This window comes from Nocardia bhagyanarayanae (genome assembly GCF_006716565.1).
Classification (GTDB): domain Bacteria; phylum Actinomycetota; class Actinomycetes; order Mycobacteriales; family Mycobacteriaceae; genus Nocardia; species Nocardia bhagyanarayanae.
Window position 1 is genome coordinate 1,345,162 of sequence record NZ_VFPG01000002.1, and the last position, 20,951, is coordinate 1,366,112.

Consider the following 20,951-nt stretch of genomic DNA (forward strand, 5'->3'; position numbering starts at 1 on the left):
TTTGCGCGCCCACCGGGGACGAAGGTGATCGTGGCGGCGAGAGTTTCCGCAGGGTATGGCGGTTTCGACGCCCACCTTGTCTCGGTGATGCCCAGACGAAGCGCTTCGAAACAGTCCGGAAGATCACTGGTCGGGGTCGTTCGCGAGGTGCTTGCTCCGAGCGGCGGATCGTTCGTCAGGCGGTGCGCTCGGCGAGGCCGTCCCGGTCGAGCGCGGTGCGCTCGACAGCCGCCAGCTTCGCCACGGCCGCGACGACGGCTTCGTCGGCGATGCCGTCCAGGCACGGATGGCCGGGCATCGGGCAGGCTCTGGCGCGCGAGCCCGCGCAAGGCGCGGCCTGGTCGCCGAGCACGACCGTGGGCACGCCGTGCGGCGCCCAGCGCAGCGCGGGAACCACGGGAGCGAACAGCGAGACGACCGGCGTGCCCACCGCCGCCGCCAGGTGCGCGGCCCCGGTATTGGGCGCGACGACCACCCGGGCGTCGCGCAACACTGCGGCCAGCATCGGTAGGTCGGTCGCGCCGCCCAGGTCCTCGGCGACCTCGCCCGCGACGGTCGCGGTCAGCTCCCGCTCCTCAGGTCCACCCGTGACCAGCACCCGATGCCCCGCACGCCGCAGCGCCGCGACGATCGACGCCGACCGTCGCGGCGACGGCCGCCGCGCGGGGACGGCCGCGCCGGGATGGACGACCACGTAGCCGGGCTCGCCCGCCAGCGTTCGTGCGTCCGGCAGGTCGGGGCGGACCCGCAACGACGTGTCGGTCGCCGGATAACCGGCCGCCCGAGCCAGGGACACGGCCCGGACCGGCTCGGGCAGATCCTCGTCCGGCCGGTGCCGCACGTCCAGCAGCGAGCCGGGATAGTCGGTGCTGATCGCGCAGATCCGGCCGACGCCCGCGGTGCGCAGTACGAGCGCGAGCGGCAGCGGGGACTGGTGGAACGAGGTGAAGATCAGCGCCTCGTCCACGGCGAGGGCCGCGATCGAGGAGCGAAGGCGCTCGATCGCGGTCGCGGTCACCGGCGGCGGATCGAAATCCACCCAGCCCGCCTGGAATTCGAGCACCCGGTCCACACCGGGCAGCAGTTCGGCGGCCGCCCGCCCGCGCGGCCCGGCCAGGAACGTCACCCGCTCCGCCCGCGCCGCGACGGCCCGGACCGCGGGGCCGGTGACGAGCACGTCGCCGACGCTGTCGAGCCGGGCCGTCAGCACGTGTCCCGTCATGCCCGCACCGGAGCGCTCACGGCCACGAGCGCTCGGTCGAATGGCACACGACCATCTCCCTGATCTCGCAGCCGGGCGGCTGCGACATGGCGAACACCGCGGCGGCGGCCACGTCTTCCGGCTTGTTGAGCTGGATGTCCGGCGGCGGTGCGTATTGGGCGGGCCTGCCGTCGAAGAAGGCGGTGTGCATGCCGCCGGGTATCAGCAGGGTGACGCCGACTTCGCCGGCGGTCTCGGCGGCCAGTGCCCTGGTCAGGCCGACCACGCCGAACTTCGAGGCGCAGTAGGCGGTCGCGTCGGGTAGCGCCTTGAGGCCGAGGGTCGAGGCGCAGGTGACGATGGTGCCGCGACTGGCACGCAACGCGGGCAGCGCGGCGCGGATGACCGCGGCGGTGCCGAGCAGGTTGACCCGCACGACGCGCTCCCAGTCCTCGGTCGCGACGTCGTCCAGTTTGCCGCAGGCATCGGTGCCCGCGGCGGTGAACACCGCGTCCAGCCGCCCGCCCGTGCGGGCGATCAGCGACCGCACCGCGCGCTCCGCGTCCTCGGAGTACGCCAGATCCGCGTACTCCCAGGGAACGTCGGTGTCGGGTTTGTCGCGGTCGATGACGATGGCGACGCCGCCCGCGGCTTGCACGGCGTCGACGGTCGCGGCGCCGAGTCCGGACGCGCCGCCGGTGATCAGGACGGTGCCGAGTTCGTTCTTCGTCGGTTGATTCACCAGGGGTCCCTTCGGATGTCGATGACGGGGATCAACCGGCGGCCGCGAGCGTCGCGGGCGCCGCTTCGGGGATGACGCGGTGGTACGCGGTCAGCGTTTCGTCGGCGACGCGATCCCAGGAGTACCGGCTGCGCGCTCGCTGATATCCGGCCGTGCCCCACGCGCGGCGCAGCGCCTCGTCCGCGAGCAGCGGACGCAGCGCCCGCGCGACCGGGCCGGGTTCCGGCGGGCTTACGAGGGTGCCCGTGACGCCGTCGACCACGGTGTCGAGCAGTCCGCCGACCGCGCTGGCCACCACCGGTTTGCCGCAGGCCATCGCCTCGAGCGGCACCATCCCGAACGGCTCGTACCAGGGCGTGCACACGACGACGTCCGCCGAACGCAGCAGCGCGGGCATGGCCTCGCGCGAAACCTGTCCGAGCAGGTGGACGCGGTCGGCGACGCCCGCGTCGACCGCGACCTGGCGCAGCCGCCGCGATTCCGCGCCGGTCGGGTCGTCGCCGTCGGCGGATCCGCCCGCGATCAGCAGTTCGGTGTCGGGCAGCTGGGCGAGCGCCTTGATGGTGGTGTCGAAGCCTTTGCGCGGCACCAGCCTGCCCACCGACACCAGCCGGTGGCGGCCGTCGCGCTCGTCGGCCGGTCCGTGCGGACCGAACCTGTCGAGGTCGACGCCGCACGGCACGACGGTGGCGCGCGCGTGCGGAAGTCCCATGCGGCCCAGCTCTTCGACTTCGTCGGTGCACGTGGCGATCACGTGGTGGGCGCGATTGGCGACCAGCCTCTCGAGCTTGATGCGGGCGGGCGGGCTGGTGTCGGCCGCGCCCTGGTACCGGCGCTTGACGGTGCCGAGCGCGTGGAAGGTCAGCACCACCGGGATGCGGAGTTGGCGGCTGGCGGCCAGTTCGGCGGCGACGGCGGACATCCAGAAGTGCGCGTGCACCAAGTCGGGCCGATCCACCGACCACTGCTCGCGCAGGAAGGTGGCGAACTCGCCGAGATGCGGCAGGATGTCGTCCTTCGGAATGGGTTTCGCCGGACCCGCGGGCACGTGCACGACCCGATAACCAGCGTCGGTGGTGATCGTGGTGTCGAGTGCCGGATCGTCGCGGCGGGTGTACACCGTGACGTCGTGGTCGCGCCGGGCGAACGCCGCCGCCAGCTCGCCGACGTGCACGTTCTGTCCGCCCGCGTCGACTCCGCCGAGCTGGGCGAGTGGACTGGCGTGCTCGGAAACCATGGCGATTCTCACGAGGTGCTCCTTCCGTCGGCGCGAAGCGGAATGCTCGGCGTCGGGGCCGCGGACGAACTCGCTCGCCGCGCGCGGCGATGATCACGGTGGTGCCATGTGCGGCGCTTACCCGCTTTCCCTTCGGCCAATCGACGCGTCCGTGGAGCCCCCGGTCGGAGCGGGTAGGCGCCCTTGCCGATCGCTCGAGCCTGCGCGTGCCCGCTACCCGTGTGACGACAAGCCGTCGCTGGACGCGCTCGTCCGGATTCGCTCGATCATCGCCGAGGTCGACCGATCGGCGAGGTAGCCGAGCACCCTGACCTCGCCGCCGTAGGCGCGCACGATCGGCGACTCGGGCAGCGCCTCCGGCCGGTAGTCGCCGCCTTTGACGTACACGTCGGGTTCGGTCGCGCGCAGCAGCTCGATCGGGGTGTCCTCGTCGAAGACGGTGACGTGGTCGACGCAGCCGAGGGCGGCGAGCACCGCGCAGCGATCACCTTGCGGGTTCACCGGTCGATCCGGACCCTTCAGCTTGCGGACGGTGCGGTCGGAATTGACCGCCACCACCAGCACGTCGCCAAGGCGCTTGGCCTCGTCGAGATAGGCGATGTGCCCGGCGTGCAGGACGTCGAAACAGCCGTTGGTGAACACGATTCGCGCGCCCGCCGCGCGGTGGCGCCGGAGTGCCTCGATCAGCCGGTCGCGCGGCAGGATCGCACCGCCGCTGTCGACGATCGTCGCGTCGACCCGGTTCGCGGCCGCGGGGCCGAGTCCGTCGTCCTGGCTCATGTTTCCTCCCGCCCGGTCGGATATCCGCTTTCGCGATTCCACGCGCCGCGCACGTCAAACACCGAGCGCTGATCGGACCGGTGTCGAGCCGTCCGACAATCTAAACGGTTCGAATTGAGAGATTAAGCGAGGTCGCTTAACGTCGGTTCATGAGCGACAGGTGTTCCACATCGGATTCGACGGCCGGACGCGGGATTCGGTATGAGCTACGCTGATGGACCCATCACCCAGATCGCCTGGGTGACCGACGATATCGAGAAGGCGGAACGCTTCTTCGTCACGCATTTCGGCGTGCGGAAATGGGCGCGCATCCCCGACGTCGAATTCGGCCCGCGCACATGCGTATATCGCGGCCGCCCCGCCGATTTCACCGCGCACATCGCGCTGTCGTACCTCGACGACATCCAGCTCGAACTGATCCAGCCGGTCCGCGGCGAGAGCATCTACGCGGAGTTCCTCGCCCACCGCGGTCCCGGACTGCACCACGTGTGCTTCGAACCGGACGACTTCGACGCCGCCGTGGCCGCGGCCGAGCGCGACGGACTCACGGTGGTGCAGCGCGGAGACATGGCCGCGGACATGCGTTTCGCCTACGTCGACGGCGCCTCGGAGGGTGTGCCGTTCATCGAACTGGCCGAGATCGGCCCGACCATGCGGGCGTTCTTCGATCAGGTGCGGCGCTCGGCAACCTGACTCAGAGCCGCCAGCCTTCGCGCACCGATCGGCGGCAGCGGGTCCGCTCGTCGCCCGCCGCGACGAAAAGGGCGGTCAGCAGGGGGATGCCGTTCGCGAGGGTCTCGCGGGGAAGTGGGCCGGTGGCGACGAGGGAAGCGAGGCCGTGCCCGATGGTCCAGCTCTGGGTGGCCAGCTCCAGCGGATCCAGGCCGGACCCGATAGAGATCCGGATGCTCCAGAGCGTTGACCAGGTAGGCGGCCCCGAGCGCCGCGAGGTCGCGCACCGGATCGGCGGTCGCCGCCACCGCGGCGAGCCTGGCCGACAGCCGGGTGAAGCCCTCCTGCCGCAGTGCCCGCCACAGGCCGTCCATACCGTCGAAGTAGGTGCGCTGGTCAACCCCGAGGGACTGCCCAAACCCGATGTGTACCGCCAGCTCTCGATCGCCCAGGGCAGCAGGCTGGTGTTCCTCGCCGGGCAGGTCGCCCGCGACGCGGAGGGCAACAAGGTGGGGGAGGGGGATTTCGCCGCGCAGGTCGAGCAGGCCTATCTCAACGTGGCCGCCGCGCTCGCCGAGATCGGCGGCTCGTTCGACGACGTCGCGAAGCTGACGATCTACGTCGTGGACTGGAACGAGGAGAAGTACCCGCTGCTCGGCGAAGGCGTGGCGCGTGCGGCCGCGAAGCTCGGCGTCGATCCGGTCAAGCCGATCACCCTGCTCGGTGTCGCCGCGCTGGGCGAGCCCGACCTGATGGTCGAGGTGGAGGCCACCGCCGTCCTCGACTGAGGCGGCTCAAAGACGCTGGCCGCGCGCGGACTTCACCGCGTCCAACAGCATGGTGAGAGCGTGCTCGACGGTCTGGTCGAGGACCCGATCCGGCCCGCCGTCGAACTGACGGTGCTCGGCCCGTACCTCGCTGTCGGTGGCGACGGCGAACCAGACCGAGCCCGCCGGTTCGCCGTCCTGCGGATCGGGGCCGCCGACACCGGTGACCGCGACGCCGGCGAAGGCGTCCATGAGCGCGCGGACGCCGGTCGCCATCGCCCGCGCGGCCGTCTCGGAGACCACCGGCACGTCGGGCACGTCGAGCACCCTGCGTTTGATCTCCGGGCGGTAGGCCACCACGCCGCCGCGGAACCAGGTGCCCGAGTCCGGCGCCGCGCCGAGCGAGGAAGCCAGCCGACCGCAGGTCAGCGATTCCGCGACCGCGATGGTGATGTCGCGGTCCAGTGCCAATTCTGCGAGTTCGGTGGCCCGCCCGTCTGCATGCGTCACCGGTACTTCCTCCTCCGTCGGGTCCGTTCGACGTTACCGGCGTGTCCTCGCCGCGGCCATCGATCCGATGGCTGTTTCGATCGCGGCGAATAGGGAAATCGGCGTGCACCGGCTGCTCGTAGGGGGCGGCTCGGACCCGGAGGTGATGCCCATGACGCCTGCACGGTCGGGAACAGCGAGCTGGTCGCGCGGGAGGGTCGCGTGGTTCGACGCACCGAAAGGGTTCGGTTTCATCGAACCCGCGTCGGATCCACGCGCATTGGTGTACGTGGACTATTCGAGTATCGAGATGGTCGGCTATCGCACCCTCGTGGAGGGGCAGCCGGTCGCGTTCATCCGATCGCGCGAGCGGCCCGAGGCCGTTGTCGTGCGTGTGCTGGCCGAGGGCGTCCGTAAAGGGCGAGTGGCGGCCTGAACGCGGTCGCGGGCGGGTCGGCGGCAACCGTCGGCCCGCCCGCGACCGTGTGCGATGTCCACTGCGGCAAGGAATGCCGGGCGGCGTGGCCGGCCCGGCGGCACCTCGGTATATCCGGTCGGGCACCTCGGCAGCCTGGTCGATCGCTTCGCGTCAGGGGCGGGCCGGTCCGCCGGACGTGGTCCTCGCCGTTGAGGTCCGTCGTCGCCGTTGACGATGCCGGTGATGGACAGCCTGTCCCTGTCGTCGTGTCGGGCCGCTGACCAGGCCCTCATCCTGCGCCAGTTGCCGACAAAGAGGTCATACCCCCTGCGCGGCAAACGAATCGCGCCCGAGATTCGTTGTCAATGCGCGCAGTCCGGCAGAGTGTCCGGTAGGTCCTCGGCGCGCCGGAAGCCGATCGCCATGGCGATCAGCAGATCCTGGGACTCGGCGGACAGATCGCACGTGGCGCGGGCCAGCCTGCGCAGCTTCTCGTCGAGCAAGCGTTCGACGATCCCGCGGTCGCCGGAGTGGTCGGTGGCTCGGTGAACTCCGATGCCTCGCTGGCGGAGACGCGGGGCCGGTCGCCGATCTCGATGCGGCCAACCAAGTTCGGATACCTCCGGTGAGTGTTCCTCCTGGTAGCGGCTGTGGCGCTCGGGGTGGTACTCGCCGGAGGCCGGTGCCCGGGGCCGACACGCCGTGCCGCCGGGCCCGTCCCGATTTCGCCGCGGAGTGTGCGCTCAGCTCGGCGTCGGCGGCTCGCCGACGGCGCGGGTCGGGTCGATGACGGCGAACACCTCGCCCTGCTGCCCTTGCAGCACGCCCATCCTGCCGAACGGGCTGTCGTCGGGACCGGCGAGCACCGTGGCGCCGAGTTCGGCCGCCTTGGCCAGCGACGCGTCGGTGTCGTCCACCTGGAACCAGGCCAGCCAGTGCGGCGGCGCCTCGACCTGCCTGCCTTTCGTGTCGTCGTTGATGCCGCCGACGACCTCCCCGCCCGACGGCAGGGTGAAGGTCGCGTAATCGAAGTTCTGGCCGTCGCCGATTTCCTGGTAGTCGTAGCCGAACACCGACGCGTAGAACCGCTGCGCCTCCCGGTAGCCGGGGGTGTGCAGCTCGTTCCAGCAGTACGCGCCGTGCTCGTTGTAGATGCGGGCGCCGGTGTGGGCCTTCGACTCCCACACGCCGAAGGCGGCCCCGGTCGGGTCGGCGGCGACGAACATGCGGCCGAACTCGAGCACGTCGAACGGCGGCATCATGACGGTGCCGCCCGCCGCGGTCACCTTCTGCGCCACCTCGTCCGCGTTGTCGGCGGCGAAGTAGGTGGTCCACACCGAGGGCATCGCCATGTTCTCCGGCTTGGGTCCGATGCCGGCCGCCGCCGACCCCTTGCGCGACGCCATCAGATAGCCGCCCGCTTCCGGCGGGGAGTCCTCGATCTCCCAGCCGAACAGCGCCGAGTAGAACTCCCTGGCCCGGGTGGGGTCGTCGACCTGGCAATCGACCCAGCACGGTGTGCCCTGCGGCCAAGCGGTGTCCCGAGTAGGCATTTCCGTTCCTCCTACCTGATCGAAGATCACGAGTGGATGTTCAGCACTGCCTTGGCAACCGTCGATCAACCACGGTAGACCTATCCGCCGCGTGGACTGGCACGAATGCCAGGAGGAGTCGTGGATCGGCTCGCGCAACTGGTCGTGCTCGCCCGTGGCGCCGAGACGCAACTCACCGACGTGCAGCAGCGGCTGCGCGAATTGGGCTGGGCCTACGACGATCTGATCACCGAAGTGGGCAGCGGCGCCCGGCGGCTGCCGGGCGCCGACCCGAACTGACCGAAAGAAGCGGGCCGCCGATCTGATCGGCAGCCCGACCTCACTCGGGCAGCTCCAAGCCGCGCGCCAGCACCGGCCACGAGGCCTTCAGCGCGTCGAGCCAGTAACCCCAGGAGTGCGTGCCGGTCGGCGGGAAGTCGTAGGTCGCCGGTATGCCGAGCGAGTTCAGCTTGGCCTGCATATTGTGGCTGCAATAGTTGACGCCCGCCTCGATCACGCCGCCGGTGAGCACCTGGCTCGCGAGTCCGTCGATGCCGGGCAGCGTGTACGGGCCGTTGAGCACGTCGTAGCGACCGGGCAGTCCGCTGCCGCTGGAGATGAAAAGCTCCACCCCGCGCAGGCCCTCGGCGTTCACGTACGGGTCGTTGGCCGCCCACATCGGATCGTTCTGCGGGCCGTACATGTTGTCGGTGTTGCCGCCGCCCCACACCCCGACGGACAGGTTGACGAAGGAGTACCCGATCGGATCGCTGATCTGTGCGCAGCCGCTGTAGGCCGCCGCCGCGCGGAAGAGTCCCGGCGCGGCGATCGGCAGTTGCAGCACCGAGGTACCCGAAGTCGACAGTCCCGCAATGGCATTGAGTCCATTGGTGCCCAGCGCGCCGTCGATCACCGGCGGCAGCTCCTCGGTGAAGAAGGTCTTCCACTTGTGCACGCCGATCACCGGATCCGGCGCCCGCCAATCGGTGTAGTAACTCCACGCGCCGCCGATGGGCTGGACCACGTTGACGTCCTTGGTGCCGAGGAACTGCAGTGCCTCCGGGGTGCGGTGATCCCAGTTCGCGGTGCCCTCGCCGCCGTCGGCGCCGGAGAGCAGATACAGCGTCGGCCGCGGCGCCGAGGTGTCCGCCGGGCGCTGCACGGTGATGGTGATCGGACGGTCCATCGCCGCCGAGTAGACACTCAGCGTCAGGTTGCGGTCGTCCTCGATGGTGAAATCGACGATGCGCGAACCGTCCGGCGCCACGGGGCGCGCGAGCAGTGCGCCGCTCGTCATGATCGGATCGTTGGTCTCGGCGCGCGCGGCGCCGGGGACAAGAGTTGTGAGTATCGCCGCGGCGGCCGCCGCCAGCGCGATCGCGGGCCTGCCGAGCGCTGGCCGCTCCATGGTGTACCTCCGTGACTCGTTCGGGTCCGTCGCACACTGCCAGGCACACCGTACTGGGTCGGCAATCTCTCGGCTACCGTGACGCGGCCGTGCCGTACGTGTCGCGAGTCAGGGCTCGGTCAGACAATCCACGAACAGCGCCGTGGCCGAGCGGGTGTCGTCGCCGCGCCAGGCGACGGCCAGCTCGGCGGGCTCGAGTCCGTCGACCGGGCGAAACACCAAGCCCGGCCTCCGATAGAGGTCGGCGTTGCCCGCCGCGACCAAGGCGACGCCCAGTCCGGAGGCGATCGCCTCGAACGTCTCGTCCGCCCCGGTGGCCTCGGCGCCGACGCGGACCGGGTGTCCATCGCGGGCGTCGATCGCCAGCCAGTGATCGCGCAGCGGCCCGGCGGCGCGCGGCAGGGCGACGAACGGTTCGTCGAGCAGATCGGTGAACGCGACCGTCGCATGGTCGGCGAGCGGGTGCCCTTCGGGAAGCATCACGCCGCGCGATTCGCGACGCAGGACCCGGGTGCGCAGCCCGTCGAGGGGGATGGGCAGCCAGACGAGGCCGATATCGCTGGACGCGTCGGCGAGCCCCGCCGTCGGATCCGACCAGCCCACCAGCCGCAGCGAGACGGTCCAGTCGGGCGCCGCCGCACGGAACCGGGAGATGGCGCGGCGCTGCAGATCACGACCCACCGCGGTCTGCATGCCGACCACCAGAGTCTGCGGGCGGCCGATCGCCTGGGCGCGCGGATAGGCGCGATCCCAGCGTTCCAGCATCTCGCGCGCGGTCGGCAGCAACTCGGCGCCCTGCGCGGTGAGCACGACGCCGCGCGGCGTGCGTTCGAAGAGCTCGAAGCCGAGGCGGCGTTCCAGCGCTCGGATCTGTTTGGACAGCGCCGGTTGCGAGACGAAGACCCGCGCCGCGGCCCTGGTGAAGTTGGCCTCCTCCGCCACCGCGATCAGGTAGCGCAGATCTCGCAGGTCGACGTCCATAACGTTTGGTTATACCAACCTGACTTGGACGGCAGGGGGCATGATCGGCGAGAGTGGTGCCATGACCAAGATCCCCGTGCGCCACCTCGGCGAAATCCCGGTTTCCGCAGTCGGTTTCGGCGCTATGGTGCTCTCGCCCGGCATGTACGGAGACATCGACGACGACCGCGCGCTCGCCGCGCTGCGCCACGCCGTCGACCACGGCGCCACGCTCATCGACACCAGCGACGGCTACGGCGCCGAGGGCCACAACGAACAACTGATCGGGCGCGCGATCCGCGGCCGCCGCGACGAGCTCACCATCGCCACCAAATTCGGCTTCCGCATTCCGGAAGGCGCCGCGGCGCACAAGTTCCCGGTGGGCTTCGCGTTCGGCGAGCTCGCGGTCAACGCCGAGCCGCGCTACGTGCGCGGATACGCCGAGCAGAGCCTGCGCAATCTCGGCACCGACGTGATCGACCTGTACTACCCGCATTTCCCCGATCCCGAGGTGCCGATCGAGGACACCGCGGGGGCGGTGGGCGAACTGGTGGCCGACGGCCTCGTGCGCTACCTCGGCCTGTCCAACGTCACCGCCGAGCAGTTGCGGCGCGCGCACGCGGCGCACCCGGTCCAGGTGGTGCAGGCGGAATGGTCGATGTGGCGTCCGATCGACGCCGAATTGATCGCGGCCGCCCGCGAATTGGGTGTCGGCGTCGTCGCGTGGAGTCCGCTCGGCGCGGGTTTCCTCACCGGAACGGTGGATCGAGTCGGCGCGGACGATTTCCGCGCCAACCTGCCCCGTTTCGACGCCGCCAATCTCGCCGCGAACAACGACTCCTACGCCGCGCTCCAGGGAATCGCCACCGAACTCGGCATCAGCCGAAGCCAATTGGCGCTCGCCTGGCTGCTGCACCAGGATCCGCACGTGGTGCCGATCCCGGGCAGCCGCACCCCCGCGCACATCGAGGACAACCTGTTCGCGGCGAACATCGGCCTGCACGCCGACACCCTGCGCCGGATCGAGCAGGTGCTCGACAGCGCGGAGGCGGTGGGGGCGACGTTGCTGGAGAGCTGACTCGGCGGGGCAGTCGGTGCACGTCGGTCCGGCCCGATCCGGCCGGGCCGGCGCGCACCGACAACCCCTCTGTCGGAACTGGAGTCGGCGAATCCGCGCGATCGGTCTCGGCGTCCGCTATACAGTGTGTCGCGCACGGCGCGCCGCCGGAATCCGCGACGCGGCAAATCTATAGTTTTGCTCGCAACGATGCATCGACTATGAATGTGGGGTGCTGTTCACACTCGTGATCACTTGCCTGCCATCGGATCTCCACGGTCGGAGGTCGATTTGACCATAGAGCACCCCATCGAGGACGAGGTCACGCAGCTGGCGCGGCGGGTCGAAAAGGCCCGCGGACGGCTGGCTTATCAGTTCGACCCGGCTCTCACCGAGGCGCTGTCCGAGGACGAACTACACGCCGAACGCGAACTCGCCGAGCGAATTCGCGAACAGGATCGTGGGCAGCGCTGGAAAGAGGTGCAGGCCGCCGCGGTCGCCTCCGACCGCGCGAGGCACACGGCGGAAGAAATCGCGAAGGCCGATATGCGAGATTTGTTGCTCGCCCGCAAGGCGATCGCCGCGCAGCGGCGCGAATCCAGTCCGCACGCCAAGCTCGCCTCGCTGTACCGGCATCGCGCCTGGTCGCTACGCGCGCTGGCCGGCGTGGTCGGCGCGGGCATGCTGTGGTCCGCGGTCAACGTGCAGCACAACATCGCACCCGGCGGCCCGAGCGACCCGCTCTACTGGTTCAGCTATCTGCTGGAAGGGATGATCAGCGTCTGTCTGATCATCATCATGATCGGCACCAACAAGGTGGCCGAGTGGGGCGTGGTCGACAATCGCCGCCAGGTCGCCGCCGCCGAAATGGCGCTGCTGTCACTGACCGTCGGCCTCAACACCTACCCGTACCTGCGCTCCGGCCAGTGGTACGAGGTGGCCGTGCACGCCATCGCCCCCGTGATGATCGGTGTGGCCCTGCTGATTCACGACGCCGCGAGCGCGCGGTACGGCCTGGCCATCCACCGGGCCACCGAGCAAGTGCGCGATATGCCCGACCCGGCCGAACAGATTCGGGCCAGCTTGCCAGCGTTGGTCCGGCGCGAGAGCGTCGTCGTCGCTGCCGAGCGACCGGCGCCCGCGCCGCGAGCCGAGCCGGAGGTCGAGGAGGAGCAGTACGCGGAGCCCGAGGTCGACGAGACCGACACCGCGGAGGCCGCGCCCGAGGACGCGCCGCCCGCACGGGTCGAGAAGCGCCGCGCGCCCGCCGAATCCGGGCAGCCCGCCGCGAACGGCAACGGCAAGGCGCCCGCCACGGCCGAGCCGCTGCGGGCCGAAAAGCCCGCGGCGGCAGCCAAGGTGGACAAGCCGGTCGTCGAGCCCGCCCCGGCGCGGACGCCGGAGCCGGTGGCCGCCAAGGTGGTCGTCCGGCAGACGCCCCCGCCGCCGACCAAGCCGATCGAGATCGACAAGCCCGCCGCGTCGCGTCCGGCCACCGAGAGCGCGTCGATCAAGATGAGCACGAAGGACTCCCGCATCGCGAAGGACTCGCGCAACGCGAAGGACTCGCGCAAGGCGGCGCCGCCGGATCCGGACAACGCCTACCACGAGGTGGTTCGCTCGTCGGGCATCTACGACACCGGGCAGTTCCGCATCGCCGAGGCGCTCGAACAGGAACTCGCCGAGATGCAGGAGGCGCGCAGGCGGGCCCGCACCGGCAGGCAGCGCTGAACGCTCAGCTCGGACTCGCGGCCGGGGTGAGCGAACCGCGCAGCCGCTGATCGAGTTCGTCGCGATAGAACTCGAGGAAGCCGTCCGGGTCCGGTCCGGCATTCTGCAGCACGAGATGGTCGAATCCCGCGTCGGTGTAGGCGCGGACGGCCTCCACGTAGCGGTCCGGGTCGGAGCCGCAGGTGAAGTGGTCGCGGATGTCCTCCTCGCGGACCGTTGCGCTGGCGGCGGCGAAGTTGACCGGGTTGGGTAGCTCGCTCATGACCTTCCACCCGGTGAGCGCCCAGCGGGTGGTCTCCAGTGCCGCCTGCGCACCGGTATGTTCGTCGGGCGCCCAGGCCAGCGGCACCTCGGCGTAGCGCGGCCCCTCGCCGCCGTGTTCGCGGTACTGCCGAACGATCGAGGGGTCGGCGTCGGTGGCGAAGAGGCCGTCGCCGAGTTCGGCGGCCAGCTTGGCCGATTCGGACCCGCCCGCCGCGACCGCGATCACCGGAAGCCGCTCGGGCAGGTCGAAGATCCTGGCGTCCGAGAGATGCAGGTACTTGCCCGAATACGACTGATAGCCGCCGCTCCAGAGCAACCGGATGATCTCGAGCGCTTCGCGCAGCATCTCGTGGCGCACCCGCACCGAGTCCGGGAACTCGAGTCCGACGATGTGCTCGTTGAGCCGTTCGCCGGACCCGACGCCGAGCGTGAAACGGCCGTCGGAGACCAGCGCCATGGTGGCGGCGGCCTGGGCCACGATCGCGGGGTGGTAGCGCAGGATCGGACAGGTGACGCCGGTGGCCATGCCGATGCGGTCGGTGCGCGCCGCGATGGCGCCGAGCACGGTCCAGGCGAACGGCGAGTGGCCCTGGTTGTCCAGCCAGGGATGGAAGTGGTCGCTGATCTCGACGAAGTCGAAACCCGCGCGCTCGGCCTGCACGGCCTGGCGGATCAGTTCGGCGGGACCGAAACCCTCTGCCGCCAGCTTGTATCCGATCTGCATCGCTACCTCCTTCGCTGGGTGTGTAGCCGGTCGATCACCGACCGGCTACCCCCGCCCACCTCCGGCAAACGACAGCGCGAACCCACCTGCCGGTGGAACGTGATCTACGCGTACCCTCCGCCTTCGCTCCGGCCATGCGCCGGTCGATGACGGACTCCGTCCGGGCTGCGCCATCGAAGTTTGCCGGGCACAGGGCCGGGTAGATCCGCATCGTCGCACGTCACCGCAGATCCGCCGGGAGGTCCGATGAACGGTCTCGCGCAATGGGCACCGGGGCCCGGCGGCCCGAACCCGGTGTGGTTCGCCGCGGCGAATCCGCGCCGCCATCGCCCGCTGCCGATTGAGGGGCCCCGCACGCACCGGGGGGCCACGTGATCGGTTACTACATCCACCACCACGGCTCGGGACACCTCGTCCGGGCTCGCCGCATCAGCGCCTGCCTCGCGCAGCCGGTCACGGCGCTGACCTCGCTGACCCTTTCCGACGACGACGTCTTCGACGACGTCGTGCACCTGCCCGCCGGCAACCTCGCCGCGACGGTCCGCGATCCCACCGCGTCGGGCGTCCTGCACTGGGCGCCGCGCCATGATCGCAGGCTGGCCGAGCGGATGGCCGCGGTCGCGGCGTGGATCGCGGCGACGCGGCCGGACGCGCTGGTGGTGGACGTGTCAGTGGAGGTGGCGCTGCTGGCCCGCCTGCACGGGGTGCCCGTCATCTGCATGGCGCTGCCGGGCGCCCGCACCGATCCGGCCCACCAGCTGGTGCACCGCATCGCCGAACGCCTGATCGCGGCGTGGCCGCGCGAACTCTACGACCCGTCGTGGCTGCGCCCGTACGCGGACAAGACCCGCTATGTCGGCGGCATCACCCGATTCGACGGCCGCCCCCCGCTGTTCGCGGCGCGCGACGAACGCCCGACGGTGCTGGTCGTCGGCGGCGCGGGCGGCGCCGCGTTCACGGCGGGGATGGTGCGCGCCTGCGCCCTGCGACACAACCAATTTCACTGGCGCGGTATCGGATTGGGCGATTGGGTGGACGACCCGTGGCCGGAGTTGTGCCGGGCCGACGTGATCGTGACGCACGCGGGGCAGGGCGCGATCGCCGATGTCGCCGCCGCGGGCAAACCCGCCGTGGTGGTTCCCGCGCCGCGCCCGTTCGACGAGCAACTGGCCACCGCGCGCACGCTCGCGTCGGCGGGCATGGCGCTGACGGTGGACCGCTGGCCCGATCTCGAGGACTGGCCCGGCTTGCTCGCGCGGGCCCGCGAGCTGGACACCGGCCGCTGGCGCGCATGGCAGACCCGTGGCGCCGGGGTGCGCGCGGCCGCGGCGATCGGCGAGGTCGTCGCCGAGCGGCTGCGGTCGGCCTCGTGAGAACCGTGGTCGTCGCGTGACCCGGTTGGCGGCGGACTCGCGTGGAAACTGGGCGATAACCCGGCGCGAGCGGGGTAAACGACCAGCATGACAGCGACCATGGTCCCGAAAGCCCACCCCATGCCCGAGCCGCGCGGCGAGCTGTCCGCGGCGGTGGTCGAGCTGCTGCGCGGCGCGCCGGGGCAGTCCGTACCGCGGGCCGGGTCGACGGATCCGTTCGACGAGGATCTGCTGCTCGCCCTGCACACCTGCTACGAGCTGCACTACTACGGCTTCGCGGCGGTCGATCCCGGCTGGGAGTGGGATCCCGGTCTGCTCGGGCTGCGCGCGGAGATGGAACAGCGGCTGCTCCGCGGGCTGCGCGACGCCGTCCCCGGCGGGACCGACCTGGAAGGGGAACTCGAAGAGCTGCTCGTCACGCCGGTCGAGGCGAGCGGGCCGAGCCAGTTCCTGCTCGATCGCGGCGAATGGTGGCAGATGCGCGAGTACCTGGTGCACCGTTCGCTCTACCACCACAAAGAGGCAGATCCGTACGCGTGGGCGATTCCGCGGCTGCGCGGTCAGGCGAAGGCGTCGCTGGTCGCGGTCGAGTTCGACGAGTTCGGCGGCGGGCGCGGCGAACGCGTGCACGCCAAGCTGTACGCCGATCTGATGGCCGCGGCGGGCCTGAATCCGGACTATCTGCACTATCTGGACGTGATTCCGGCGCCGATGTTCGCGCTGATGGACACGATCTCGCTGTTCGGGCTGCACCGTGAGCTGCGCGGGGCGCTGGTCGGTCATTTCGCGACCGTGGAGATCAGCTCGCCGCCGGGGGCGCGGCGGATGGTGGAGGCGCTGCGCCGTCTCGACGCCGACCCCGCCTGCACGCTGTTCTACCGCGAGCATGTGGAGGCCGACGCGGTGCACGAACAGGTCATGCGCCGCGACGTGATCGGCGACCTGCTCGCCCAGGAGCCCGCGTTGACCGAATCGGTGGTATTCGGGATCCAGGCGACGAACTTCCTCGAGGACCGGTTCGCCGAGCATGTGCTGGGCTGCTGGGAGGCGGGACGCGGTTCGCTGCGTGACGGTGAGCCGGGTTCGGTGGGCGCGCACGATTAGTTCGGCTCATTTCGGCTATCCGGCGTACGTGATGTTGCTTCGCCCGCCATGGGTCTATCGCCCGCAAACGGATACCTGGCTGCTGGCCAAGGCGCTGTCCGAGGCGGGCATTCCGCGCGGTGGGCATGTGCTCGACGTGTGCACCGGAAGCGGGGCGCTGGCCATCGCGGCCGCGCGCGGCGGAGCCTCGGCGGTCACGGCCGTGGACATCTCCCGCTCCGCGGCGGCGTCGGCGTGGCTGAACTGCCGGATCAGGGGTATCGAGGCCGAGGTGATCCGTGGCGACTTCAGCTGCGCGCTGCGCGGACGTCGCTTCGATCTCGTCCTCGCCAACCCGCCCTACGTCCCCGCGCCGGCGGGCGCGGGGCGACGCGGTCCGGCGCGGGCCTGGAACGCGGGAGTATCGGGGCGCGGCGCGCTCGACCGGCTGTGCCGGATGATGCCGGAGCTGCTGAAACCCCGGGGCGCGGCGCTGGTCGTGCACTCGATCCTTTCCGATCCGGACAGCACGCTGACCCAATTGCGTGACACCGGTTTGAAAGCCGCGATCGTGGCCCGCCACACCGTCCCCTTCGGGCCGGTGCTGCGCGAGCGCGCCGACTGGCTCGCCTCGATCGGGCTCATCGAACCCGGCCAGGACAAGGAAGATCTGGTGGTGATCCGTGCCGATCGAATCCGAAAGTGAGCCCAGGCGAGTCACTTTCACCGACGACGGGCCCGCGCTCGTCGAGGGCCCGGTGGAACTCGTCACCGCCGACGGCAGGACGATCCGCTGCGACCGCTTCCAGGTCGCGATCTGCCTGTGCCGCCGCTCCGCGAACTACCCCCTGTGTGACACCAGCCACCGCAAACACCGCCGCGCCACCGCCTGAGGACGGATTCCGACAGCGACGCACGGACAGGAGGAACCATGGGTCAACAGGTCGGCGACTACGTCGTGCGACGACTGCGCGAATGGGGTGTCCAACAGGTCTTCGGATATCCCGGTGACGGCATCAACGGCTTGGTCGCCGCCTTCGGGCGGGCCGACGACGACCCGGCCTTCATCCAGGCCAGGCACGAGGAGATGTCGGCCTTCGAGGCCACCGGCTACGCGAAATTCAGCGGCAACGCCGGTGTCTGCACCGCCACCTCGGGGCCGGGCGCGATCCATCTGCTGAACGGCCTCTACGACGCCAAGCTCGATCACGTTCCGGTGGTGGCGATCGTCGGGCAAACCGCGCGCAGCGCCATGGGCGGCAGCTACCAGCAGGAAGTGGATCTGCAGAATCTGTTCCAGGACGTCGCCGAGTACGTGGTCGAGGTCAATGTCGCCAGTCAGTTGCCCAACGCGCTCGACCGCGCCTTCCGCGTCGCCATCACGCGGCGCGCGCCGACGGTGGTGATCATTCCCTCCGATCTCCAGGAGGAGGAGTACGAGCCACCCGAGCACGCGTTCAAGCAGGTGCCCTCCAGCCCGCCGGGCGCGCTGCCGCCCGCGCGGGTGATCCCGTCGAGCGACGAGATCCGGCGCGCCGCGGAGATCCTCGACGCCGGATCCCGTGTCGCGATCCTGATCGGCCAGGGCGCGCGCTCGGCTGCCGCGGAGGTCGTGGAGATCGCCGACCGCACCGGTGCGGGCGTGGCGAAGGCGCTGCTCGGCAAGGACGTGCTCCCCGACGACCTGCCGTTCGTCACCGGGCCGATCGGATTGCTCGGCAGCAGGCCGAGCTACGAGCTGATGCGCGACTGCGACACCCTGCTGATCGTCGGCTCCAACTTCCCCTACTCGCAGTTCCTGCCCGAGTTCGGTCAGGCGCGTGCGGTGCAGATCGATATCGACGGCACCATGATCGGCATGCGGTACCCGACCGAGGTGAATCTGATCGGCGACGCGAAATCCACACTGGCCGAGTTGGTTCCGCTGATCCAGCGCAAGACCGATCGGTCGTGGCGGGAGACGGTGGAGAAGAATGTGGCCCGCTGGTGGCAGACGCTCGAACGCCAGTCCATGCTGGACGCGCGCCCGCTCAACCCGATGCGCGTGGTCTGGGAACTGTCCGAACGCATTCCCGAGAACGCCATAGTCACGGCGGATTCGGGCTCCTCGACCAACTGGTATGCCCGGTGCCTGCGCTTCCGCGGCCAGATGCGCGGCTCGCTGTCCGGCACGCTGGCGACGATGGGTCCGGGCGTCCCGTACGCCATCGGCGCGAAGTTCGCCCACCCGGACCGGCCCGCGATCGCACTGGTCGGCGACGGCGCGATGCAGATGAACGGGCTCGCCGAACTGCTCACCATCGCCCGCTACCGGCGCAGGTGGTCGGATCCGCGGCTGATCGTCTGCGTCTTCCACAACAACGATCTCAACCAGGTCACCTGGGAGCTGCGCGCGATGGGCGGCTCGCCGAAATTCGAGGAGTCCCAATCGCTTCCGGAGGTCTCCTACGCGGAGGTCGCCCGGGTCATGGGGTTGGCCGCGATCACCGTCGAGGCGCCCGAGGACCTGGGTCCGGCCTGGGATCGCGCACTGAATGCCGACGGTCCGGTGCTGCTCGACGTGCTGTGCGATCCCGAGGTGCCGCCCATTCCACCGCACGCCACCTGGGAGCAGTTGAAGGACACCGCCGAAGCCGTGCTGCGCGGCGATCCCGAGGCCAGGCGGTTCATCACCCAGGGCATGAAAGCCAAAGCGCAGGAATTCATCAGGAGGAGTTGAACAATGGGTTTTCCGGAGCAGCAGCAAGAGGTCCCCGGGGTCCAGGCCAGGATGACGCCGGTGCCGGACTGCGGCGAGGACAGCTACCGCGGTTCGGGCAAGCTCACCGGTAAGGCAGCGGTGATCACCGGCGCCGACAGCGGCATCGGGCGCGCGGTGGCGATCGCGTTCGCCAGGGAAGGCGCCGACGTGCTGATCTCCTATCTCGACGAGGACGAGGACGCGAAGCAGGTCGCCGACCTCGTGACCCAGGCGGGCCGCAAGGCCGTGCTGGTCGCGGGCGATCTCGCCGATCCCGCGCATTGCCGCGCCGTCATCGATCGCGCCGTGCAGGAGTTCGGCAAGGTGGACGTGCTGGTCAGCAACGCCGCCTACCAGATGACCCACGAGACCCTCGAGGAGATCTCCGACGAGGAGTTCGACCACACCTTCAAGCTGAACGTCGGCGCGTACTTCTATCTCGTGAAAGCCGCGCTCCCGCATATGCCTTCGGGCTCGTCGATCATCGGCAGCTCGTCGGTGAACTCGGACATGCCCTCGCCGACGCTGGCGCCCTACGCTGCGACCAAGGCGGCCATCGCGAACTTCTCCGCCAGCCTCGCGCAGCTGTTGGGGGAGCGCGGGATCCGGGTCAACAGCGTCGCGCCGGGACCGATCTGGACGCCGCTGATCCCGTCGACCATGCCGGTGGAGAAGGTCAAGAAATTCGGCGACGACACGCCGCTGGGGCGGGCGGGACAGCCTGCCGAACTCGCGGCGGCCTACGTCCTGCTCGCCTCCGACGACGGCAGCTACATCTCGGGCGCGCGGCTCGCCGTGACCGGCGGGCGGCCGATCCTCTGATCTGTGCGGGGCGGTGGTCGTCGGCCCAGGTGAGGCCCGGTTTCTTTGCGATCACGTTTCGATAACGGCGACGCGGGTATCCCATCAGTGTCGAATTCAGTGGGAACGAGGTACATCGGATGAAGCATGAATCGACCGTGGGCACCGCGGACGACGCCGCCCGGACGGACACCTACGACAACGTCGAGCCGTGGTTCGAGAAGCTGGCGAGCCTGGAGGAGAACGACCCGCACCGGCAGCGGCTGCGGGAGGACATCGTCCGTATGTGCCTGCCGCTGGCCGAACACATCGCGCGTCGCTTCGCGGGCCGCGGCGAGGCGTTCGACGACCTGCACCAAATCGCCCGCCTCGGGTTGGTGCAGGCCGTGGACCGCTTCGACGTCTCCCGCGGGAGCTCCTTCCTGTCGTTCGCGGTGCCGACCGTGATGGGGGAGGTGCGGCGGCACTTCCGCGATCGCACCTGGTCGGTGCGAGTGCCGCGGCGTCTCAAGGAGATTCAGCAGCTGATCGGCCCCGCCACCGACACGCTCGCGCAGCGGCTCGGCCGCATGCCCACCGCCCGCGAACTCGCCGCCGAACTGGATGTGGAGCTCACCGAGATCACCCAGGCGCTGGTCGCGAGCAATGGCTACCAGGCGGGCTCGCTGGACGCCACGTCGCGCGACAACGACGACGACGGCTCGCCGCGCGCCGCTGTGGAGACCCTCGGCGCGGAGGAGCCCTGCTATCGGCTGCTGGAGGACGCGATGGCCGTGCGTCCGCTCATCGCCGAACTGCCGGAGCGGGAACGCCAAGTGCTCGTCATGCGATTCTTCGAGAACCGGACCCAGGCCCAGATCGCCGAGCGTCTCGGGGTGTCGCAGATGCAGATCTCGCGCATCCTCGCCAAGACGTTGAAGACATTGCGCGACCGGGCGCTCGGCGACGACACCGAGTACGTGGCGGCCTGAC

23 protein-coding genes are annotated in these 20,951 nt (G+C 70.2%); 13 read left to right on the forward strand and 10 right to left on the reverse strand.

Features of this window, described 5'->3' with window-relative positions; translation table 11 throughout:
• Positions 1 to 175: 175 nt before the first annotated feature.
• The 4 genes from FB390_RS32850 to rfaE2 form a co-directional block, all read right to left on the reverse strand.
• Positions 176 to 1,222, reverse strand: coding sequence for a glycosyltransferase family 9 protein (locus FB390_RS32850; protein WP_141813031.1), 1,047 nt, complete (start codon positions 1,220 to 1,222; stop codon positions 176 to 178).
• Positions 1,223 to 1,238: 16 nt separating this feature from the next.
• Positions 1,239 to 1,943 carry an SDR family oxidoreductase gene (locus tag FB390_RS32855; RefSeq protein ID WP_141813032.1) on the reverse strand — a complete coding sequence of 235 codons (705 nt, stop codon included), beginning with the start codon at positions 1,941 to 1,943 and terminating at the stop codon, positions 1,239 to 1,241.
• A 31-nt stretch (positions 1,944 to 1,974) separates the two neighbouring features.
• On the reverse strand, positions 1,975 to 3,192 hold the full coding sequence (locus FB390_RS32860) for a glycosyltransferase (protein WP_141813033.1): 1,218 nt from the start codon (positions 3,190 to 3,192) through the stop codon (positions 1,975 to 1,977).
• 201 nt (positions 3,193 to 3,393) lie between these two features.
• Entirely contained in the window at positions 3,394 to 3,960 is a 567-nt protein-coding gene (gene rfaE2, locus FB390_RS32865) for a D-glycero-beta-D-manno-heptose 1-phosphate adenylyltransferase (protein WP_246124540.1), read from the reverse strand.
• A gap of 201 nt (positions 3,961 to 4,161) precedes the next feature.
• On the opposite strand from rfaE2, the gene FB390_RS32870 reads away from it, so the two are divergent.
• On the forward strand, positions 4,162 to 4,653 hold the full coding sequence (locus tag FB390_RS32870; protein ID WP_141813034.1) for a VOC family protein: 492 nt from the start codon (positions 4,162 to 4,164) through the stop codon (positions 4,651 to 4,653).
• Positions 4,654 to 4,865: 212 nt separating this feature from the next.
• Positions 4,866 to 5,420, forward strand: a complete 555-nt coding sequence (locus tag FB390_RS32880; protein WP_246124542.1) for a RidA family protein — start codon at positions 4,866 to 4,868, stop codon at positions 5,418 to 5,420.
• A 6-nt stretch (positions 5,421 to 5,426) separates the two neighbouring features.
• On the opposite strand, the gene FB390_RS32885 is transcribed toward FB390_RS32880, so the two are convergent.
• On the reverse strand, positions 5,427 to 5,909 hold the full coding sequence (locus tag FB390_RS32885; protein WP_141813035.1) for a CinA family protein: 483 nt from the start codon (positions 5,907 to 5,909) through the stop codon (positions 5,427 to 5,429).
• Between the two features lie 151 nt (positions 5,910 to 6,060).
• Here FB390_RS32885 and FB390_RS32890 point away from each other — a divergent pair, with 151 nt between their 5' ends.
• A complete protein-coding gene (locus tag FB390_RS32890) occupies positions 6,061 to 6,324 on the forward strand; it encodes a cold shock domain-containing protein (RefSeq protein WP_067779444.1) in 264 nt (87 codons plus the stop codon).
• A 344-nt stretch (positions 6,325 to 6,668) separates the two neighbouring features.
• On the opposite strand, the gene FB390_RS33860 is transcribed toward FB390_RS32890, so the two are convergent.
• Positions 6,669 to 6,809, reverse strand: a complete 141-nt coding sequence (locus FB390_RS33860) for a hypothetical protein (RefSeq protein ID WP_185757377.1) — start codon at positions 6,807 to 6,809, stop codon at positions 6,669 to 6,671.
• A gap of 240 nt (positions 6,810 to 7,049) precedes the next feature.
• Positions 7,050 to 7,859 (reverse strand): VOC family protein, encoded by an 810-nt coding sequence (locus FB390_RS32895; protein WP_141813036.1) that lies wholly within the window; start codon positions 7,857 to 7,859, stop codon positions 7,050 to 7,052.
• 105 nt (positions 7,860 to 7,964) lie between these two features.
• Here FB390_RS32895 and FB390_RS32900 point away from each other — a divergent pair, with 105 nt between their 5' ends.
• Positions 7,965 to 8,138, forward strand: a complete 174-nt coding sequence (locus FB390_RS32900; protein ID WP_141813037.1) for a DUF4254 domain-containing protein — start codon at positions 7,965 to 7,967, stop codon at positions 8,136 to 8,138.
• Positions 8,139 to 8,178: 40 nt separating this feature from the next.
• Here FB390_RS32900 and FB390_RS32905 read toward each other — a convergent pair whose 3' ends face one another.
• Complete coding sequence (locus FB390_RS32905; RefSeq protein ID WP_141813038.1) at positions 8,179 to 9,246, reverse strand: alpha/beta hydrolase; 1,068 nt, start codon at positions 9,244 to 9,246, stop codon at positions 8,179 to 8,181.
• Between the two features lie 108 nt (positions 9,247 to 9,354).
• A complete protein-coding gene (locus FB390_RS32910; protein ID WP_141813039.1) occupies positions 9,355 to 10,227 on the reverse strand; it encodes a LysR family transcriptional regulator in 873 nt (290 codons plus the stop codon).
• Between the two features lie 61 nt (positions 10,228 to 10,288).
• On the opposite strand from FB390_RS32910, the gene FB390_RS32915 reads away from it, so the two are divergent.
• The gene (locus FB390_RS32915) at positions 10,289 to 11,284 is read left to right on the forward strand and encodes an aldo/keto reductase (RefSeq protein ID WP_141813040.1); all 996 of its coding nucleotides are present in this window, start codon (positions 10,289 to 10,291) and stop codon (positions 11,282 to 11,284) included.
• 270 nt (positions 11,285 to 11,554) lie between these two features.
• Complete coding sequence (locus FB390_RS32920) at positions 11,555 to 12,994, forward strand: hypothetical protein (protein WP_141813041.1); 1,440 nt, start codon at positions 11,555 to 11,557, stop codon at positions 12,992 to 12,994.
• 4 nt (positions 12,995 to 12,998) lie between these two features.
• Here the strand turns inward: FB390_RS32920 and FB390_RS32925 are convergent, their stop codons facing one another.
• Positions 12,999 to 13,982, reverse strand: a complete 984-nt coding sequence (locus FB390_RS32925; RefSeq protein WP_141813042.1) for an LLM class F420-dependent oxidoreductase — start codon at positions 13,980 to 13,982, stop codon at positions 12,999 to 13,001.
• A gap of 371 nt (positions 13,983 to 14,353) precedes the next feature.
• Between FB390_RS32925 and FB390_RS32930 the strand changes: the two genes are divergently transcribed.
• From FB390_RS32930 to FB390_RS32960, 7 genes are all read left to right on the forward strand, one after another.
• On the forward strand, positions 14,354 to 15,355 hold the full coding sequence (locus FB390_RS32930; protein ID WP_141813043.1) for a glycosyltransferase: 1,002 nt from the start codon (positions 14,354 to 14,356) through the stop codon (positions 15,353 to 15,355).
• 87 nt (positions 15,356 to 15,442) lie between these two features.
• On the forward strand, positions 15,443 to 16,459 hold the full coding sequence (locus FB390_RS32935) for an iron-containing redox enzyme family protein (RefSeq protein ID WP_141813044.1): 1,017 nt from the start codon (positions 15,443 to 15,445) through the stop codon (positions 16,457 to 16,459).
• Entirely contained in the window at positions 16,422 to 17,144 is a 723-nt protein-coding gene (locus FB390_RS32940) for a HemK2/MTQ2 family protein methyltransferase (RefSeq protein ID WP_342780464.1), read from the forward strand. Before FB390_RS32935 ends, FB390_RS32940 begins: the two co-directional genes overlap by 38 nt.
• A complete protein-coding gene (locus FB390_RS32945; protein WP_141813045.1) occupies positions 17,122 to 17,331 on the forward strand; it encodes a CDGSH iron-sulfur domain-containing protein in 210 nt (69 codons plus the stop codon). The genes FB390_RS32940 and FB390_RS32945 overlap by 23 nt, the downstream gene beginning before the upstream one ends.
• A gap of 38 nt (positions 17,332 to 17,369) precedes the next feature.
• The gene (locus FB390_RS32950) at positions 17,370 to 19,157 is read left to right on the forward strand and encodes a thiamine pyrophosphate-requiring protein (protein WP_141813046.1); all 1,788 of its coding nucleotides are present in this window, start codon (positions 17,370 to 17,372) and stop codon (positions 19,155 to 19,157) included.
• A 3-nt stretch (positions 19,158 to 19,160) separates the two neighbouring features.
• Entirely contained in the window at positions 19,161 to 20,000 is an 840-nt protein-coding gene (locus FB390_RS32955; RefSeq protein WP_141813047.1) for a glucose 1-dehydrogenase, read from the forward strand.
• Between the two features lie 119 nt (positions 20,001 to 20,119).
• On the forward strand, positions 20,120 to 20,950 hold the full coding sequence (locus FB390_RS32960) for an RNA polymerase sigma factor SigF (RefSeq protein WP_141813048.1): 831 nt from the start codon (positions 20,120 to 20,122) through the stop codon (positions 20,948 to 20,950).
• The last annotated feature ends 1 nt before the right edge of the window (position 20,951 follow it).